Below are 16,514 nucleotides of genomic sequence, written 5' to 3' on the forward strand. Positions count from 1 at the left end.
CGGAGGCAACAGTGTTCGAACAGAGAACAGAGGCCGAGATGAGGCTGTATTCCGAGAAGACGGCCAAGGAGCTCGCCTTGAAGAAGAGGCGGCAAGAGGAGAGTGACGACGGCATGCGCAAGAACGATGACGTCGTCGATCCACCCTCCCGGACCGACGGGGCACACGTGACCACGGAAACGAAGATCCCCGCGAATCCGGAGCGAGCGGACTGACCTGTGGCTCAGAAGAACCCGAGCTTCTTGGGACTGTACGAAACAAGTAGGTTCTTCGTCTGCTGGTGGTACACGCACCGCCGCCTCGGACCTGCGGCACAGGGTGGAATCGTCTGCTGCTGAGCCGAGTTGGTCCGCACCTGTTCGGATCTTGGTTCGTGATCTGTGGTGTTGGCCTGCGAGTCCGGCGGCACGACATGGCACAGGTAGGCGAAACCGTCTCTTGGCGTCCACGTGGTCTGGATCGGTGCCTTTCACGCACGTGCGGCCTTTGCGGTCCAGGTGCGTCGCCGGGGTTGGTGACGGCAACGTGACACGTGATGGTCGCTGAGGCGCCCGCTGGGCAGGTGCTGGCAGGGTGCCTCAGCGTTCCTCAGCGGCGAGGTCCGCTTCTCGTTCCTCCTGCGGCGTCTGCGAACGCTTCTCGCACTCGAGCCCGCCTCACGCCCCGTCGATGCCGCCGACCGGCTGTGGATCGTGGACGGCACGCTCGTCGGGTCCGCGACTCCAAGGCAGGCGCCTCCAGCCGCAACTACGGTTCTCTGCGAACGTGCAGGTCATCATCGATGCTGATACGCGGCTGGTCGTGGCCACCGCTCGCCCGGCCGAAGAACTACAAGATCCTCCCCGACTGACTCAGGGACGCAAGGTTATGCCATCCGGACCATCCCCGCGATCAACGTGCTCCGCCTGGTGCGTGATCGACAGCCCGCTCGTGGAGCGACTCCCACGCCAGCAGCAGCTGGCGCTCCAGGGGATCGATCAAGTTCCGGTCCCGATAAGGCGCCGCTCGGGGACGCCGTAAGTGCGTCGGCTCTCGGCCGCCCACTGTGCGTCAGCCAGTGCTGGCACCGCGCCGAGGGCGAGTGGCGCGTAGTTGAACGTGTCGATGGTGCTCGGGCAGGCCTCTGGCAGGCAGAACAGCATGGTGACGACCACGGGGATGCGTTGGACCGACAAGTTCCGCTGTTGCCTCTGGAGCTCCTGTGCCTCACTGCTTCATCTGCGGAGGTGTCAGGTGCCGTGCCTCTCGCCGGGCTGCCTTCCCCTCGCGTCAGACGGCACGGTTGTGTGCGGTGTCATATGGCCCAGACACGCAACTGGACCCATCCGTGGGGCCGTTCACCCGCTTCTCGGTGCGTCAAGAATGAATAAAGGCTTCGATCGCCGACGGACGGAAAGATCCTCTTTGTTGCCCCTTGCAGGCAATCATCTTCTTTGGGGTCAAGGTAGCTTCACAACGACCTCATACCGGGGACACAACTTCACAAATTCAAACGGGGTAGATCGTGACGTTTCGTATCCTCTCGTCCCGAAGACGTAGATCCCTTCCTGGGTCCGCGAGGGGCGGTCGGTGGGCGGCCGGGGTGCTGTCTCTGGCCATGACCTTGACGATGCTCGATGGTGCGTACGCCTCCGCCGCCGTCCCGCTCCAGAACCCCAAGGCGCCGAAGAAGGCCACGGCCGCGCAGGCGGCGGACATCCCGTCCGCGCGGGTGGCGGCACGGTTGTCGGGCAGGCGGGTGGAGGCGCTGTCCGCGCGCACGGAGACATCCACGACGTGGGCGAACAGGGATGGTTCCCTCACGACCGAACTCACCTCCGGTCCCACGCGCTTCAGGGACGAGGCCACGGGGAAGTGGCGCAACGTCGATCTGAACCTGGTTCAGAAGCTGGACGGGACGGTTGAGCCCAAGGCTCACCCCGAGGCGCTGGAGCTGGCCGGCGGGTCCGGGACGCCGTCCAAGTCGTGGAAGGCCGCTCGCGAGGCCAAGGCCACGAACCTGGTGACGCTGGGTGAAGGCGCCCAGCAGGTCACCCTCCAGTGGAAAGGCGGTCTTCCCCAGCCGAAGCTCGACGGAACGCGTGCGAAGTACGTCGACGCGGTTCCCGGCGCGGACGTGGTCGTAGAGGCCACGCGCACCGGTTTCGAGCAGTACGTCCAGATCAAGGAGCGACCCGGTTCGGAGAGTTACTCGTACACCCTGCCGCTGAAGGCCAAGGGGCTGACGGCGAAGCAACTGCCCGACGGCAGCGTGCTGTTCACCGACAGGAAGCACAAAACACGAGCTGTCATGCCCGCGCCAACCATGTGGGACGCCACCGTCGACGAACGCTCCGGTGAGCACACCCACAAGGCCAAGGTCGGCATGAAGGTGGTACAGAAGGGCTCCTCGGTCGACCTGGTGGTCACTCCGGACGCCAAGTTCCTCACCGATCCGGACACCACCTACCCGGTCACCGTCGACCCGTCCACCTCCTCGCTGTCCAACGTCTTCGACACCTACGTCCAGCAGGGCGAGACCGTCGACTGGTCCACCGACACCGAGCTGGACCTGGGCAACCCGGGCACCAAGAACGCCGACAACACACCGCGCACCGCGCGGTCCTTCATCTCCTGGAACACCACCCCGATCCAGGACTCGCTGGTTTCCAGCGCCAAGCTGAGCCTGTGGAACTTCCACTCGGGCAACACCGACTGCAAGCCCTATCCGTGGGACGTGTGGTCCACCGGCGCCGCCTCCACCTCCTCGCGCTGGACCGCCCAGCCGTCGTGGATCGCGAAGAAGGCCACCTCCACCGAGACCACGGGCAACGCCGGGTGCTCGACCCAGCCGGACGGCTGGATCAACGCGGACGTGACCACGCTGGCGCAGGAATGGGCCTCGGCCAAGGCCACCCGCGGCCACATGGGTCTGCAGGCCGCTGACGAGTCGGTGGTTTCGCAGTGGAAGCGGGTCAACTCCGCCAACGCCGCCTCCAACCCGCCCAAGCTGACGGTGACCTACAACTACCGGCCCAAGACCGGCACCGACCGGCAGGCCGGCCCACCCTTCTTCAAGGGCAGCGACGGCGTCTGGTACGTCAACACCACCACGCCGACGCTGCGGGACACCTTCACCGACGTCAACAACGACACCGTCGACGGCACCTTCGAGATCGACGACGCGGCCACCGGCACGCAGGTCGGCAACTACCTGGTGTCGCCGTACGTGCCCAGCGGTCAGCCGGCGTCGGTGACCGTGCCGGCCGGAGTCCTGCAGAACGGAAAGACGTACAAGTTCCGCACCAACCCCTATGACGGCACGCACTACAACACCGCTTGGTCGGCCTACGAGACCTTCACCGTCGACACCTCCGCCCCCTCAGCGCCGTCCTCGGTGACATCCACCGACTACCCGGCCGACCAGTGGGTCAAGGGTGTCGGTCAGCCGGGCGTCTTCTCCGTCACCCCGCCCGGCGGCGACCAGAACGGCGTCGAATGGTCGCTCGACGGTGTCACCTGGACAACCGTGTCCACCGGCGGCTCCACGGCTCCGGTGAAGATCACCATCAAGCCCGATACCGCGGGCACCAACATCCTGTCCGTCCGCAGCACCGACAAGGCGGAGAACAAGTCCGACCCGGTCGTCTACACCTTCCACGTAGGGCCGGGCGGCATCACCAGCCCCCGCGACGGCACCCGCACCGCGGCCCGGGTGCCGCTGACCGCTGAGGCGGACAGCGGCAAATACACCGGCGTCTCCTTCGACTGGCGGCGCGGCGACGCCGACGCCTGGACCCCCGTGCCCGCCGCGGACGTGACCGCGGGCGGTCAGCCCCTGTCCTCGTGGCCGGCCCCGCTCACCGCGGGCAAGAGCGCCAAGCTCACCTGGAACGCCACCTCGACCGTCAACCCCGACGGCGACATCCAGTTGCGCGCCGACTTCACCGGCTCCGGCGCCTCGGCGTCGTCCGACGCGATCAGTGTCGTGGTGGACCGCGGCGCCGACGGCGCCGCCACCACGGATGCCGGCCCCGGTAAGCTCAACCTGCTTACCGGTGACTACAACCTGTCGGCCACCGACGCCTCCTACTTCGGCCTGACGGTGGACCGCACGGCCTCATCCCGGTCCCCTCAGGCCGGCGCCCACGACGACCAGGCACCCATCTTCGGTGAGGAATGGGCATACGGCGCGGCGTCCGACCAGGTGGACACGCCTTTCTCCTATCTGCGCAAGACCTCGGCCACCTCGCTGAGCGTCGTCACGGCCGCCGACAACTCCGAGATCCGCTTCACCGCGACCGGGGACGGCAAGGGCTGGGTGCCCGAACCCGGCTCGGAGGACTACACGCTCACCGGTTCCTTCGCCGGCACCTTCACCATCGAGAGCAGCCTCGGCGAGGTCACCACCTTTGTCCGGACCACGTCGACCAGTAGTACCTGGCAGGCGAAGACCTCGTACACCGACGGGGTCGCGGACTCCACCACCACGACCGTCTCCGAGCCGGTCACCGTGGGCGGCGTGCAGACGGCACGGCCCAAGTACCTCATCGCAGCCACCTCCGCCGTCCCGGCCGCAACCTGCCAGGCAGACCCCTCGGTCAAGGGTTGCCGCGTCCTGGAGTTCGTTTACGCGACCACCACCACGGCGACCGCTTCGGCGTTCGGTGACGTGAAGGACCAGGTCTCGGCCATCCAGCTGTGGTCCACCGCGCCCGGGGCCGCTGCCGCGACCGCCATGGCCGTGGCGGCCTACCGGTACGACGGCTCGGGCCGTCTCGCCGAATCCTGGGACCCGCGGATCTCCCCGGCGCTGAAGACCACGTACGGCTACGACTCCGCCGGGCGCGTCACGACCCAGACACCCCCCGGACAGCTGCCGTGGACCTTCGCCTACGGTCAAGCCGGCTCCAATCCGGCGGCCGGCGACGGGATGCTGCTGAAGGTGTCCCGTCCCTCCCTCACTCCAGGAAGTGCCACCCAGACCAACGGCACCGCAGAGACGAACATCGTCTACGGCGTCCCGCTCAGCGGCGGCTCCGCGCCGGAGGACCTCGGCGCGACGGCCATCGCGTCCTGGGGGCAGAGCGACCTACCCACCGACGGCACCGCCGTCTTCCCGGCCGACCAGGTGCCCTCGGGCCACGACGGCCCCGCCCTCGCCTCAGGCGGGTACCAGCGGGCGGCCATCCACTACCTGGACGCCTCCGGTCGCGAGGTGGACCAGGCCGCGCCCGGTCACCACATCGACGTCACCGAGTACGACGCGTTCGGCAACACCACCCGCACTCTGACCGCGGCCAACCGCGAACTGGCGCTCGGCACCACCGCGGCCCAGCGCACCCAGCTGACGAACCTGGGCATCAATGCCCTGTCGTCCGCCGAGCGCGCCCAACTGCTGTCCACCGTCTCGGTCTACAGCGCCGACGGCGTCCGCGAGACCGACACCTACGGCCCGCTGCACCCGGTCACCCTCGAGGCGAAGCTGACGAGCGGCACCACCACGCTCGCCGGCGCCGGCAGTCAGCTCGCGGCCCGCGTGCACACTGTCCAGGAGTACGACACCGGCCGTCCCACCGACGGCACGGCGACCATCGAGGACCAGGTCACCAAGGTCACCGAGGGTGCACAGCCGCGCTCCTGGCCCACTCTGCTGGCCGACCCCCGCGTCACCGCCCACACCATCGACTGGACCAAGGGCCAACCCACCGGCACCACCCAGGATCCGAGCGGCTTGGGCCTCACCTCCGCGACCTCGTACGACAGCCAGAGCCGGGTCGCAACGACGTCCCAGCCCGCCTCCGGCGGGAGCGACGCCGGCACCACCAGGACCACGTACTACACCGCCGGCTCCACCGGGACCTGCGGCAACCGGCCCGAATGGGCCGACCTGGTCTGCCAGACCGCGCCTGTGGCCGCGATCAGCGGCGGCGGCAGCAATCCGACCGGCCTGCCTACGAAGACCTTCGAGTACGGCCTGTACGGCCAGCCGACGAAGGTGACCGAGACAGCCAACGGAGTCACCCGTACTACGAGCTCGGGCTTCGACTCCGCGGGCCGGGCGACCGTCTTCACCACCAGCGGAGGGCTCGGCGCCGCGGTGCCGGCGGGCACGACGACGTACGACCCTGCCACCGGATTGCCGCTCAAGGTGACCTCGGCGGCCGGCGGCACCATCAGCAAGGCCTACGACGCTCTTGGCCGGGAGATCTCCTACACCGACGCCGACGGCGGTACCACCACCACGTCCTACGATGCGCTGGACCGGCCGCTCAAGGTGACCGACAGCGTCCCGTCCACCACCACCTACACCTACGACACCGTGATCGATCCGCGCGGTCTGGCCACGTCGGTCACCGACTCCGTGGCCGGCACGTTCACGGCCCGCTACGACGCCGACGGCGCCGTCACCGGCCAGACTCTGCCCGGCGGTTACACCATGGCCCAGACCGCCGACACCACAGGAGCGATGACCAGCCGGCTCTATACCCGTACGTCGGATGGCACCGTCCTGGTCTCCGACAGCATCACCCTGACCGTGCACGGCCAGCGGGCCACGCATACCGGAACGCCCGGCGTCACCGCGTCCCAGACCTACGGCTACGACGCGGCGGGCCGCCTCACTCAGGTCCAGGACACCAGCACCGACGCCTACTGCACCACTCGCACCTACGCCTACGACAAGAACAGCAACCGCAAGTCCCTGGCGACGGCCACTGCGGCGGTGGGCGCCGACTGCGTCACAGCCGGCGCCACCACCACGACCTACGCCTACGACACCGCCGACCGTCTGGTGAACTCGGGTTACGTCTACGACGCGTTCGGCCGCACCACCAGCCGGCCCGGCGCCACGTTGGCCTACTACGCCAACGACCTGATCCAGCAGGAGACCACCGACAGCCGACGGCAGTCCTGGAACCTGGACTCCATGCTGCGCCTGCGGTCCTGGACCACCGAGAGCAACTCCTCGGGCACCTGGACCCAGACCTCGGCCAAGGTCAACCACTACGGCTCGGACGACGACAACCCCCAGTGGATCAGCGAGGACACCGCCGGCACCGTCACCCGCAACATCCAGGGCGCCGACGGCAACCTCGCCGCCACCACCACCAAGACCGGCGGCCTGGTCCTGCAGATGGCGAACCTGCACGGGGACATCACCCTTCAGCTGCCCGCAGACACCTCCGTCGCGCCGACCGTCCTGGACGCCGACGAGTACGGCAATCCCAGGACGGGCCAGCCGTCGACGCGGTACGCGTGGCTGGGCGGCAAGCAGCGCTCCGACGAGACCGTCACCGGACTCACCCTGATGGGAGTACGGGTCTACGACCCCACCACCGGCCGATTCCTGTCCACGGACCCGGTACACGGCGGCAGCGCCAACGCCTACGAATACGGCAACGGCGACCCCGTCAACAACTACGACCTCGACGGACGGTGCGGCAAGGAATGTCACGAGGCCAAGGCATGCATGAGCCTGGGCTATTCGAACTGCATGTTCGTGATCTACCTGTCCGGCATCCTGTCCTTGAACATCAAGGGCAACCACGGCCGGCGCAACGCCATCCGTCACTTCATCTGGCAGGCCAGCCTCACCTATTTCTTCGGTGCGGCCGCCGCCAAACGGATAGGAAACGCGCACGAGTGGGGAGAGAAGTGTCCACGGCACGGACGCTGCGACACCAAGGTGGACCAGCACAACAACCGTACGGCACGGATCTTCGAGAGCAGCAGCTACAACCGCAGACAAACCCGCTACTGGCTGAACAGGGGGCTACTGCTCCAGTATCTCTACTCGGTCGGCAGCTACCTGTACCGCTACGGCTACCTCTGGGGCTAGCAGCCGTTGGCGATCAGCAGTGATCGGAACGAACGACAAACCGGGCGCGGCCCCCAAGGGGACCGCGCCCGGTCACCAGTCCTCGCACCCACGTCCACCCGTACTCGCAGGAGCCAAGTTGTTCCCCACACCATCGTCCGTCGGCACCCGCGTCATACTGGCGGCGGCTCTCCTGCTGCCGACCGCCTTCCTCAGTGCGTGCTCCGCCCTCGGCGGCGACGACGGCTGCCACGACACGGCCGCCGAACTCAAGCGACTGGCCAAGCAGCCACTCCTCGACTCGCCACCCGCCCATGCCTCGGCACCCGCCAACTACCGCGGGGTGGGCGTGACCACCGGATGCGACGACGACAGCAGCGGAGCGCCCTGGCTGCACGCGGACCGCCTGTACGCGTTCCCGGGCAAACCTGACGACGTCATCGCCTACTACACCAAGACAGCCGCCGCGGCCGGCTGGAAGTTCGAGGAGGACCCCGCCGCCGGGGCACCGCCCGCCACCGTGGAGGGTGCCTGCTGGACCAGGACCGAGCAGGGCCGGCATCTGCTGCTCGACGTCGACCTCCGTCCCAAAGGCTTCTCGCCCGAGCCCGAGGTCGGCACGGGCCTCGCCTACTCGGTATCGGTCGGCACCGAGCGGGACGGCGGCAAGGAAACTTGCTGGCATTGATCCGGAAGTCGATACGTCCGTATGACGTGCACCGTTGCTTACCCGGGACCGTTCCTTGCTCACCCAAGGCCAAGCGGAGGCCGCACGCATCTCACCGGCGACTGGCAACTCGCAGCCCGAGGTCGTCGAGCCAGTTGTGGACCCGGGCGCGCAACGCGGCGAAGCCGGCGGGTCTCATGCCGTAAGCGGCGCACTCACGGTCGGAGGTGAAGTCGACAGCTTCGAGCCGGCCGTCCAGTTCCTCGAAATCGGCTCGGATCGCTCAGCTCCAGGGGTGAAGCCTGCCTCGGTGAAACCTGCCTCCCACGCGGGCTGCGCCCCGGGGCGGCAGGCGCCGCACCGCCCCCGCACGGTCCCGTTGTGAAGCTGTTGTGGAGCAATGTGGCGATGTTCTGGTTTGATGCCCGCGTGTCGCTGCACGCATTGCGCATGACGGTGCTCGGTGAGGTCGGGGCCGGGATCCAGGCCCGGCCGTTGGACCTGGGCGGGCGGCGGCAGCGTGCCGTGCTCGCCCTGCTGATCGTCGCCCGAGGCTCGGTGGTGACCCGCGACCGGCTCATCGCAGGGGTCTGGGGCGGCACGCCGCCTCCCAGCGCTGCCGCCTCGCTGCACGCCCACGTCTCCCATCTCAGGCGCTGCCTCGAACCGGAGCGGGAGGCGAGGGCGCGCGCCGGTGTCATCGTCAGCCAGGGGGCGGGGTACTCGTTGCGGCTGCCGGACGACGCGGTGGACGCCTGGCGGTTCGAGGAGGCGCTGCGGTCCGCCGCCGTCCATTTCGACCAGGGCCGGCCGTCGCAGGCGGTGTCCGTCCTGGAGTCCGGGCTCGCGTTGTGGCGGGGCCCGGCCTACGCGGAGTACGCCGACGACTCCTGGGCTCGCCCGGAGTCGTCGCGCCTGGCCGAGCTGCGGGAGGCGGCACGCGAACGCCTGCTCGCCGCCCGCCTGGCCCGCGGCGAGGACGCCGTTCTCGTCCCGGAACTCGAATCGCTTCTCGCCGAGGAGCCGCTGCGTGCGGAGCGCTGGCGTCTGCTCGCCCTCGCCCTCTACCGCGCCCATCGTCAGGCGGACGCCCTGGAGGCGCTGCGCCGCGGGCGAAAGGTGCTGCCCGCCGGATCCGTCGCCCCGGGGACGGAGCTGGGAGACCTCGAGGCCAGGATCCTGGCCCAGTCGCCGGCGCTTGACGCTCCGTCCCGGAAGTTGCCGGACAGCGTCCTTGTGACGGCCGGTACGTCCGCCCCGGTCCGTGCGGGCTCGGCTGTCCGGCCCGACGCCCGGCCCGCCGCGCGGGTCGACGCGCTCGTGGAGCGGGAGATGCAGATCGCCGAGCTGCGCGACAGCCTGCGTGCGGCCCTGGACGGCAGACCGGGGGTGGTCCTCATCGAGGGCCCAGCCGGCATCGGCAAGAGCCGCCTGCTCGGCGAGGCCTCTGAACTCGCTGTCGAGCAGGGGGCGTTGACGCTGACCGCCAGGGGCAGCCAGCGGGAGAAGGACTACGGTTTCGGGGTCGTACGGCAGTTGTTCGAGCACATCGTGGGCGGGAGTGAGCAGGCGCTGTTCGCCGGACCCTCCGCCGCGGCGGGCGCGGTGTTCGGGGCGGTGCGAGGGCCGCAGCCGCAGAGTTTCGCGGTGCTGAACGGGCTGTGCGAGCTGACACGGAAGCTGGTGCGGGCGCATGGGCCGCTGGTGCTGGCCGTGGACGACGTCCAGTGGTGCGACAGCGGTTCGGTGCGGTTCCTAGGTCTGCTGGCGGGCCGGATGGAGGGGCTGGGGCTGCTCATCGCTCTCACGCTGCGGACGGGCGAGGTGCAGCAAGGAGGGGAGTTGCCGGGGACATTGGTGAGCGACCCGGCGGTGGTGCGGATCAGGCCGACAGCGTTGACGGCGGGCGGGGTCGCCGATCTGGTGCGCCGGACGCTCGGCGAGGAACCGGGGGAGGAGTTCACGGCGGCCTGCCATCGCGCCACGGCCGGAAACCCGTTGCTGCTACGGCAGTTGCTGCGGGCGCTGCAGGCCCGCGGGATACGGCCCGACGCGGCGCACAGCGGCGAGGTCGCCCGGATCGGGGCACGCGCGGTGTCCGGGCTGGTGCTGGGCCGTATCGCCCGGCTGCCCGAAGAAGCACGGACCGCCGCACAGGCCGTGGCCGTCCTCGGAGACGGGACAGCCACGCTCGCCGAGGCGGCGGCGCTCATGGAGCGGCCGGAGGCGGAGGCGGAGCGGGCGATCGTGTCGCTCGTACAGGCCGAGATCCTGCGCGACGGTCAGCCGTACGCCTTCGTGCACCCCCTTGTCGGGGAGGCCGTCTACCACGAACTCCCGCCCGGCGAGCGGCAGTTGCGCCATGAGCGGGCGGCCCGCGCGCTGGCCGCCGCAGGTGCGCTGCCGGAGCGGACGGCGGCCCAGCTGCTGCTCGCCCCACACCGAGGGGACCCGGCCGTGGTCGAGATCCTGTGTACGGCGGCCCGCGAGGCCGTAGGCAGGGGCACCCCCGACGCGGCCGCCACCTACCTCGCCCGCGTCCTCGCCGAACCACCCGCCCCCGAACGCCGGCCCCGGGTGCTGCTCGAACTCGGCCGCGCCGAGATGCTCGGCAACGGCCCGGCTGCCGTGGAACATCTGCGTCAGGCGTACGAATCCCTCGCCGACCCGCGAGACCGGGCGCTCGCCGCCCTGCTGCTCGCCCGCCTCCTGGTCTTCGCCGGCGGCCACGGCCAGGCCACCGAATTCGCGCGGCGGGCGGGAAGCGAACTGCCCGCCGAGCTGAGCGACGAACGGCAGGGACTGCTGGCACTGGAGCGCATCAGCGGGTTCATGCACGGCCTGGACCAGCGGCTGTGGCGCACCGTCGAGGACCCGGTCGTCGAGGGCGACGGACCCGGCGCCCGGATGCTCGCCGCCAACCTCGCCCGGGAGGCCGCCTCGGACGGCAGCGACCGCGAGCGGGCTGTGACCCTCGCCCGTTTCGCCGTCGCCGACGGAGTGCTCCAAGCGGCCGGGGAGGAGATGCTCTGGTACACCGCCGGCATCGTCCTGCATCTGGCCGACGAACGGGTCGACGAACTGTGGGATGCCGCCGTGGCCCGTGCCGTCGAGCGGGGCTCGCTGTTCTCCGTGCTCGCCACCCACCTCTGGCGCGGCTTCACCCAGTGGAACAACGGGCACCTGGGCGCGGCCCGGCAGTCCCTGGAGACCGCGGTGGGGCAGTCGGAGATGTGGGGTCTGGCACCGGGCGCCCCACAGGGCCGTACCTTCCTGACCGCCGTGCTGCTGGACCTCGGCGACACCGCCGGCGCGCGCACCTGCCTCGAACGGATGCGTGGCTGGGTTCGGGGTGCGGAGGGCCAGCGACTGCTCGGCGAGAGCGAGGCGCGGGTGCTGAACGCGGAGGGACGCTACCAGGAGGCCCTGGCCGCCCTCGACGGCGTCACGCATCTCCAGCCCGCGCAGGCCAACCCGGCCTGGTGGCCGTGGTCGCTGCTGCGGGTGCGGGCCCTCGCGGGTGTCGGCCGACGGACCGAGGCGCTGGCCCTGGCCGAGGAACAGCTGGCGGTCGCCCGCGGCTGGGGAGCCCCCAGCACGCTGGGGCGGGTGCTGCGCATGGTCGGAGAACTGCGCGGCGCCGAGGGTGAGCCTCAACTGCGGGAGTCGCTCGCCCTCTTGACCCATGGCCCGGCGCGCCTCGAATACGCCCGAGCGCTCCTCACCCTCGCCGAGCACGCCCCGAAGGACCAGGCCGGTTCCCTGCGGAACCGGGGGCGGAGCATCGCGCAGGAGTGCGGGGCGGCGGGCCTTGCGGAGCACGGCCACGCCGCGTGGACATGATCAGGAGCAGTCGTACGTGAAGCTCGTCGAGGCCGTCAGCCGGTCCGGCGCCAACACGTCGAGGGTGGCGGTGGCCTTCATGGTGCCGCGGCCGTCGAAGCTCCACCGCAGCACGACCTTCGCGCTCTTGACGTTCTTGCCGAAATCCTGGTGGAGGACGGCCGACGCCGTGCCGTCGCTGCGTTTCCAGCGGTAGTCGACGGTGCCGGGGTGGCCATCGGTCCTGAGGACTCCGGTGATGACGACCGTCTTCGCGCAGTGGCCCACTGCGGGTGCCGTGACGTCGGCGTCCAGCACCTTCAGTGGTGATCCGGCCGTCGCGCAGGAGCGCAGACCCACGACGACGGCCACCACGACAGCGACGGCCACGAGCAGGGACCGCAGCTGGCGCCGCCACCAGGGACGACGAGGGCGCACGGTCGCGCCGGACGGCACATCCGGCGTGAGCGTGCCCCGCCAGATGGCCGTCGCGCGGTTGTCGGCCATGCCCGGCGCACCGGGCACGCCCGGCCCGAACCGGGTTTCCCCCTCGGCCGTTTCCGAGGACGGAAGGTGCAGGGTCGCCGCGGGATCCGTCGGCGGGAGGGTGGCGGTCAGATCGGGATCGCCGGGGGCGGCCGGCGGCTCCGTACGGGCGAATCGCAGCCGGGGGTCCTCGGAAGGTGGGTTCATCGGGATTCCTCCGTGGATACCCCCGCCTTCAGGCGGGGGAGTAAACGGACTCCTGTGGAGCAGGGCGGGGAAGGCCGATGCGCCGCCAGGGCGGATCGGCGTTCACTGCCAACCAGCTGCACGTAGGTGGTAGTTTGCTTGGTGTCCTGTCGGCGATAACCAAGCTGGTTGGGCCTACCGCCGGGCTGGCGGGATGTCAGGTCTGTGGAGCTGGCGTAAGACTGCTGGGCGTACCAACGTCCCTTGCCGTTAGTTCGGGGCAGCTGCTGTCTGAGAAGCAGAAAGCTCAACCCGCGAGGGAAGAATCTCCCTGCTTCAGCTGGGGGAGAAGTCAACGGGGCGGGTCGCAATCGACGGGGGCCGCGGTGGCCTGGAAGGACCCGTTGCCCGAGTCGGCCGCGGGATCGGTGGTGACCTTGACGCCGAGGTAGCCGGAGCGCGTCGGGACGTGGAAGGCGTGGGTGTAGCGGTTCGCGATCTGCGTCTTGCCCTTGGGCAGCGGGACCGGGTCGGTGGCGACGACCGTGCCGACGACCCGGGGTGAGTCGCTGACGTACCAGCTGAGGTAGAGCGTTCCGTCGGCCGCGCCGTCGGTGGTCACCGTCACCGAGGCAACGATGGTGCAGACGGCCGAGGTCGGGCTGACCGCGTTGATCTGCGCGGAGGTGACGTCGAGCGTGGGCGCCGGTGTGGCGGTACCGCCCCCGCTGGTGGAGCCCCCGCTCGTCGCACCGCCCCCACTGCTGGAACCCCCGCCCGTCGTGCCGCCCCCGCTGGTCGACGTACCGCCCGCGCTCGTGGACGTACCACCGCCGGACGTGCTGCCGGTGGTTCCGCCGCCGCCCGTGGTGCTCGTACCGCTTCCCGCCGTGGTTCCTCCCGCGCCGGACGATCCGCTGCCCGAGCTGCCCGATGTGCCGTCCGGACCGGGGGAGCCGCTCGCGTCGCCGGACGCCGACGCGGAGGGCGAGCCGGCCTGGGAGGGCGAGGGGGAGGCGTCGGACGCCGAGGGCGCCGCGTCCGGGGAGCCGGCAGACGCGCTGGAGCCGGGCTCGTCGGTGGAGCCGCCCGATCCGGCCGCGTTCCTGGTGCGATGCCCCGTGCCCGAGCCCCCGCCCGTCGCGACCGCTGTCACCGCGACCCCGCCGACCACCAGCAGGGTCCCCGCCGCGAGCCCGGCCAGCACCTTCCCCCGCCGACCGGGCAGCCGACGGGAGGTCGGCTTGAGGACGGTGGTGGCCAACGCCGTGGTCCCCGAGGCGGAACCGTCCGCCGACGGGAACCGAAGCAGGAACAGGACGGCGAGAGCGGCGAGTTCACGTCGACCGGTCTCCTCCCACTCCTCGCCGTACGCGCCCGCCGCGACGGCTTCGAGCTCCTCGACGAACGCCGCCGCGCTCTGCGGACGCTCCTCGGGCGTCTTGGCCAGGCCCCGGCGGATCAACGGACGCACCGGCTCGGGCGCCAGCTCGTCCGGGATCGGCGCCTCGATGTGCTGGACGGCCAGCTCGGCCAGCGTCCGGCCCGGGTAGGGCTTCATTCCCGTCAGACACTCGAAGAAGGTGGCCGTCGCCGCGTACACGTCGGTGGCCGGCGCCGCCGCACCGCCGGTCCACTGTTCCGGCGCCATGTAGATCGGGGTGCCCGACGCGTTGGCCGCCACCCCGCTCGGCACGGCGATGCCGAAGTCGACCAGCTTGGAGCAACCCTCGGCGTCGACCAGAACGTTGTCCGGCTTGTAGTCGCGGTGCACGACACCGGCGGCGTGGGCCGCCGCAAGGCCGAGCAGCGAGCCCTTGAGCACGGTGAGCGCGGCCTCGGGAGTCGTGGCACCGTGCTCACGCAACAGCGTGCGCAGAGCCACGCCGTCCACCAGCTCCATGACGATGGCGGCACCGCGCGGGCTCTCCACGAACTCGTACAGCGCCACCACATGGGGGGAGCGCAGCTCGCCCAGCAGCCGGGCCTCGGCGCGGAAGACCTCGCGGAAGGCGGGGTCGTCACTGAGCTGTTCGGCCAGGTACTTGATCGCCACCTGGGTGCCGGTCGTGTCGTGCCGGGCCAGCACCACCCGGCCGCTCGCCCCCGAACCCAGCGTCTTCGTCTGTGTGTAGCCGGGGACCGCCCACGGGTCCCCGCCGCGTATCGCCTCGCTCATCGGGGCCTTTCTTCGTGGATACCCCGGCCTTCAGGCTGGGGAGGAAACGAAGCCCCTGCGGAGTAGCGCAAGAGAAGTCGGTTCGCCGTCAGGGCGGACCGGCGCCCGCTGCTCACCGGCCAACACTCAATGCTCACACGGGAGCTGATAGAGTGTGAGAAATGGCGAAGCAGGTCAAGCGGGCGTTCAAGTACCGCTTTTACCCCACGGACGAGCAGGTGGCGGAGCTGTCGCGCACGTTCGGCTGTGTTCGCCTGGTGTACAACAAGGCGTTGGAGGAGCGCACCCGGGCCTGGTACGGCGAGCAGCGCCGGATCTCCTACGTGCAGTCCTCGGCCGCGCTCACCCGGTGGAAGAAGACCGAGGAACTCGCCTTCCTGACCGAGGTGTCCTCCGTTCCGCTCCAGCAGGCGCTGCGCCACCTTCAGGCGGCGTTCGCCCACTTCTTCGCCAAGCGCGCGCAGTATCCGCGCTACAAGTCGCGGAAAAAGTCCCGCGCGTCGGCCGAGTACACCCGTAGCGCCTTCACCTGGCGCGACGGGCGACTGACTCTGGCCAAGACGGCGGAGCCTTTGGACATCCGCTGGTCGCGTCCGCTGCCGGAAGGTGCGGAGCCGACCACGGTGAGCGTGTCCCGCGACGCGGCCGGCCGCTGGTTCGTGTCCCTGCTGTGCGAGGACACCATCGCCCCGGCCCCCGCCACCACGAAGGCGGTCGGCCTGGACGCCGGGATCACCTCCCTGGTGACCCTGTCCACCGGGGAGAAGATCGCCAACCCCCGGCACGAACGCCACGATCGCGCCCGCCTGGCCCGCGCGCAGCGGGAGCTGGCGCGCAAGGCGAAGGGCTCCGCGAACCGGGAGAAAGCCCGTCGTCGTGTCGCCAAGGTCCATGCGCGGATCGCCGACCGGCGCCGGGACTTCCTGCACAAACTGACCTCGCGCATCGTCCACGAGAACCAAGTGGTCGTGATCGAGGACCTCACCGTCCGCAACCTGCTGAAGAACGGCCGCCTGGCGCGCGCCATCTCCGATGCGGCCTGGACGGACCTGCGCATGATGCTGGAGTACAAGTGCGCTTGGTACGGGCGCGAACTCGTCGTGATCGACCGCTTCTTCCCCAGCTCGAAACTGTGCGGGAGCTGCGGCACGGTCCGCGGGAAGCTGCCGCTGAACGTCCGCGCGTGGACGTGCGAGCACTGCGGCGCGGTGCATGACCGCGATGTGAATGCGGCACGCAACATCCTGGCCGCCGGGCTGGCGGCATCCGCCTGTGGAGACGGTGTAAGACCTCAACGGGAGTCCTCCCGCACGGGGCGGTCGTCGGTGAAGCAGGAACCCCAGCGGGCGACCGCTGGAATCCCCTGCCTTTAGGCG

The 16,514-nt window shown here is 70.1% G+C and carries 7 protein-coding genes and 1 pseudogene; 6 read left to right on the forward strand and 2 right to left on the reverse strand.

All coding sequences use genetic code 11. The features are described from left to right. The first annotated feature begins 11 nt into the window (after positions 1 to 11). The 5 genes and pseudogenes from ACFULQ_RS16060 to ACFULQ_RS16080 all read left to right on the forward strand — a co-directional run bounded on the left by ACFULQ_RS16060 (position 12) and on the right by ACFULQ_RS16080 (position 12,308). The gene (locus ACFULQ_RS16060) at positions 12 to 215 is read left to right on the forward strand and encodes a hypothetical protein (RefSeq protein WP_383543705.1); all 204 of its coding nucleotides are present in this window, start codon (positions 12 to 14) and stop codon (positions 213 to 215) included. Between the two features lie 408 nt (positions 216 to 623). Continuing rightward, positions 624 to 822 (forward strand): annotated as a pseudogene (locus ACFULQ_RS16065) (IS5/IS1182 family transposase); the annotation flags it as partial. 775 nt (positions 823 to 1,597) lie between these two features. Further along, positions 1,598 to 7,819, forward strand: coding sequence for a DNRLRE domain-containing protein (locus tag ACFULQ_RS16070; RefSeq protein ID WP_383543708.1), 6,222 nt, complete (start codon positions 1,598 to 1,600; stop codon positions 7,817 to 7,819). 118 nt (positions 7,820 to 7,937) lie between these two features. Then, positions 7,938 to 8,486, forward strand: coding sequence for a hypothetical protein (locus ACFULQ_RS16075; RefSeq protein WP_383543711.1), 549 nt, complete (start codon positions 7,938 to 7,940; stop codon positions 8,484 to 8,486). Positions 8,487 to 8,894: 408 nt separating this feature from the next. Continuing rightward, positions 8,895 to 12,308 carry a BTAD domain-containing putative transcriptional regulator gene (locus tag ACFULQ_RS16080; protein ID WP_383543714.1) on the forward strand — a complete coding sequence of 1,138 codons (3,414 nt, stop codon included), beginning with the start codon at positions 8,895 to 8,897 and terminating at the stop codon, positions 12,306 to 12,308. On the opposite strand, the gene ACFULQ_RS16085 is transcribed toward ACFULQ_RS16080, so the two are convergent. Beyond that, positions 12,309 to 12,980: a hypothetical protein gene (locus ACFULQ_RS16085; protein WP_383543717.1), complete on the reverse strand. Its 672-nt coding sequence runs from the start codon at positions 12,978 to 12,980 to the stop codon at positions 12,309 to 12,311. A gap of 331 nt (positions 12,981 to 13,311) precedes the next feature. Beyond that, on the reverse strand, positions 13,312 to 15,138 hold the full coding sequence (locus tag ACFULQ_RS16090) for a serine/threonine-protein kinase (protein ID WP_383543720.1): 1,827 nt from the start codon (positions 15,136 to 15,138) through the stop codon (positions 13,312 to 13,314). Positions 15,139 to 15,299: 161 nt separating this feature from the next. On the opposite strand from ACFULQ_RS16090, the gene ACFULQ_RS16095 reads away from it, so the two are divergent. After that, positions 15,300 to 16,511 (forward strand): RNA-guided endonuclease InsQ/TnpB family protein, encoded by a 1,212-nt coding sequence (locus tag ACFULQ_RS16095; RefSeq protein WP_383543723.1) that lies wholly within the window; start codon positions 15,300 to 15,302, stop codon positions 16,509 to 16,511. The last annotated feature ends 3 nt before the right edge of the window (positions 16,512 to 16,514 follow it).

This window comes from Streptomyces sp. NPDC057253 (genome assembly GCF_042669125.1).
Classification (GTDB): domain Bacteria; phylum Actinomycetota; class Actinomycetes; order Streptomycetales; family Streptomycetaceae; genus Streptomyces.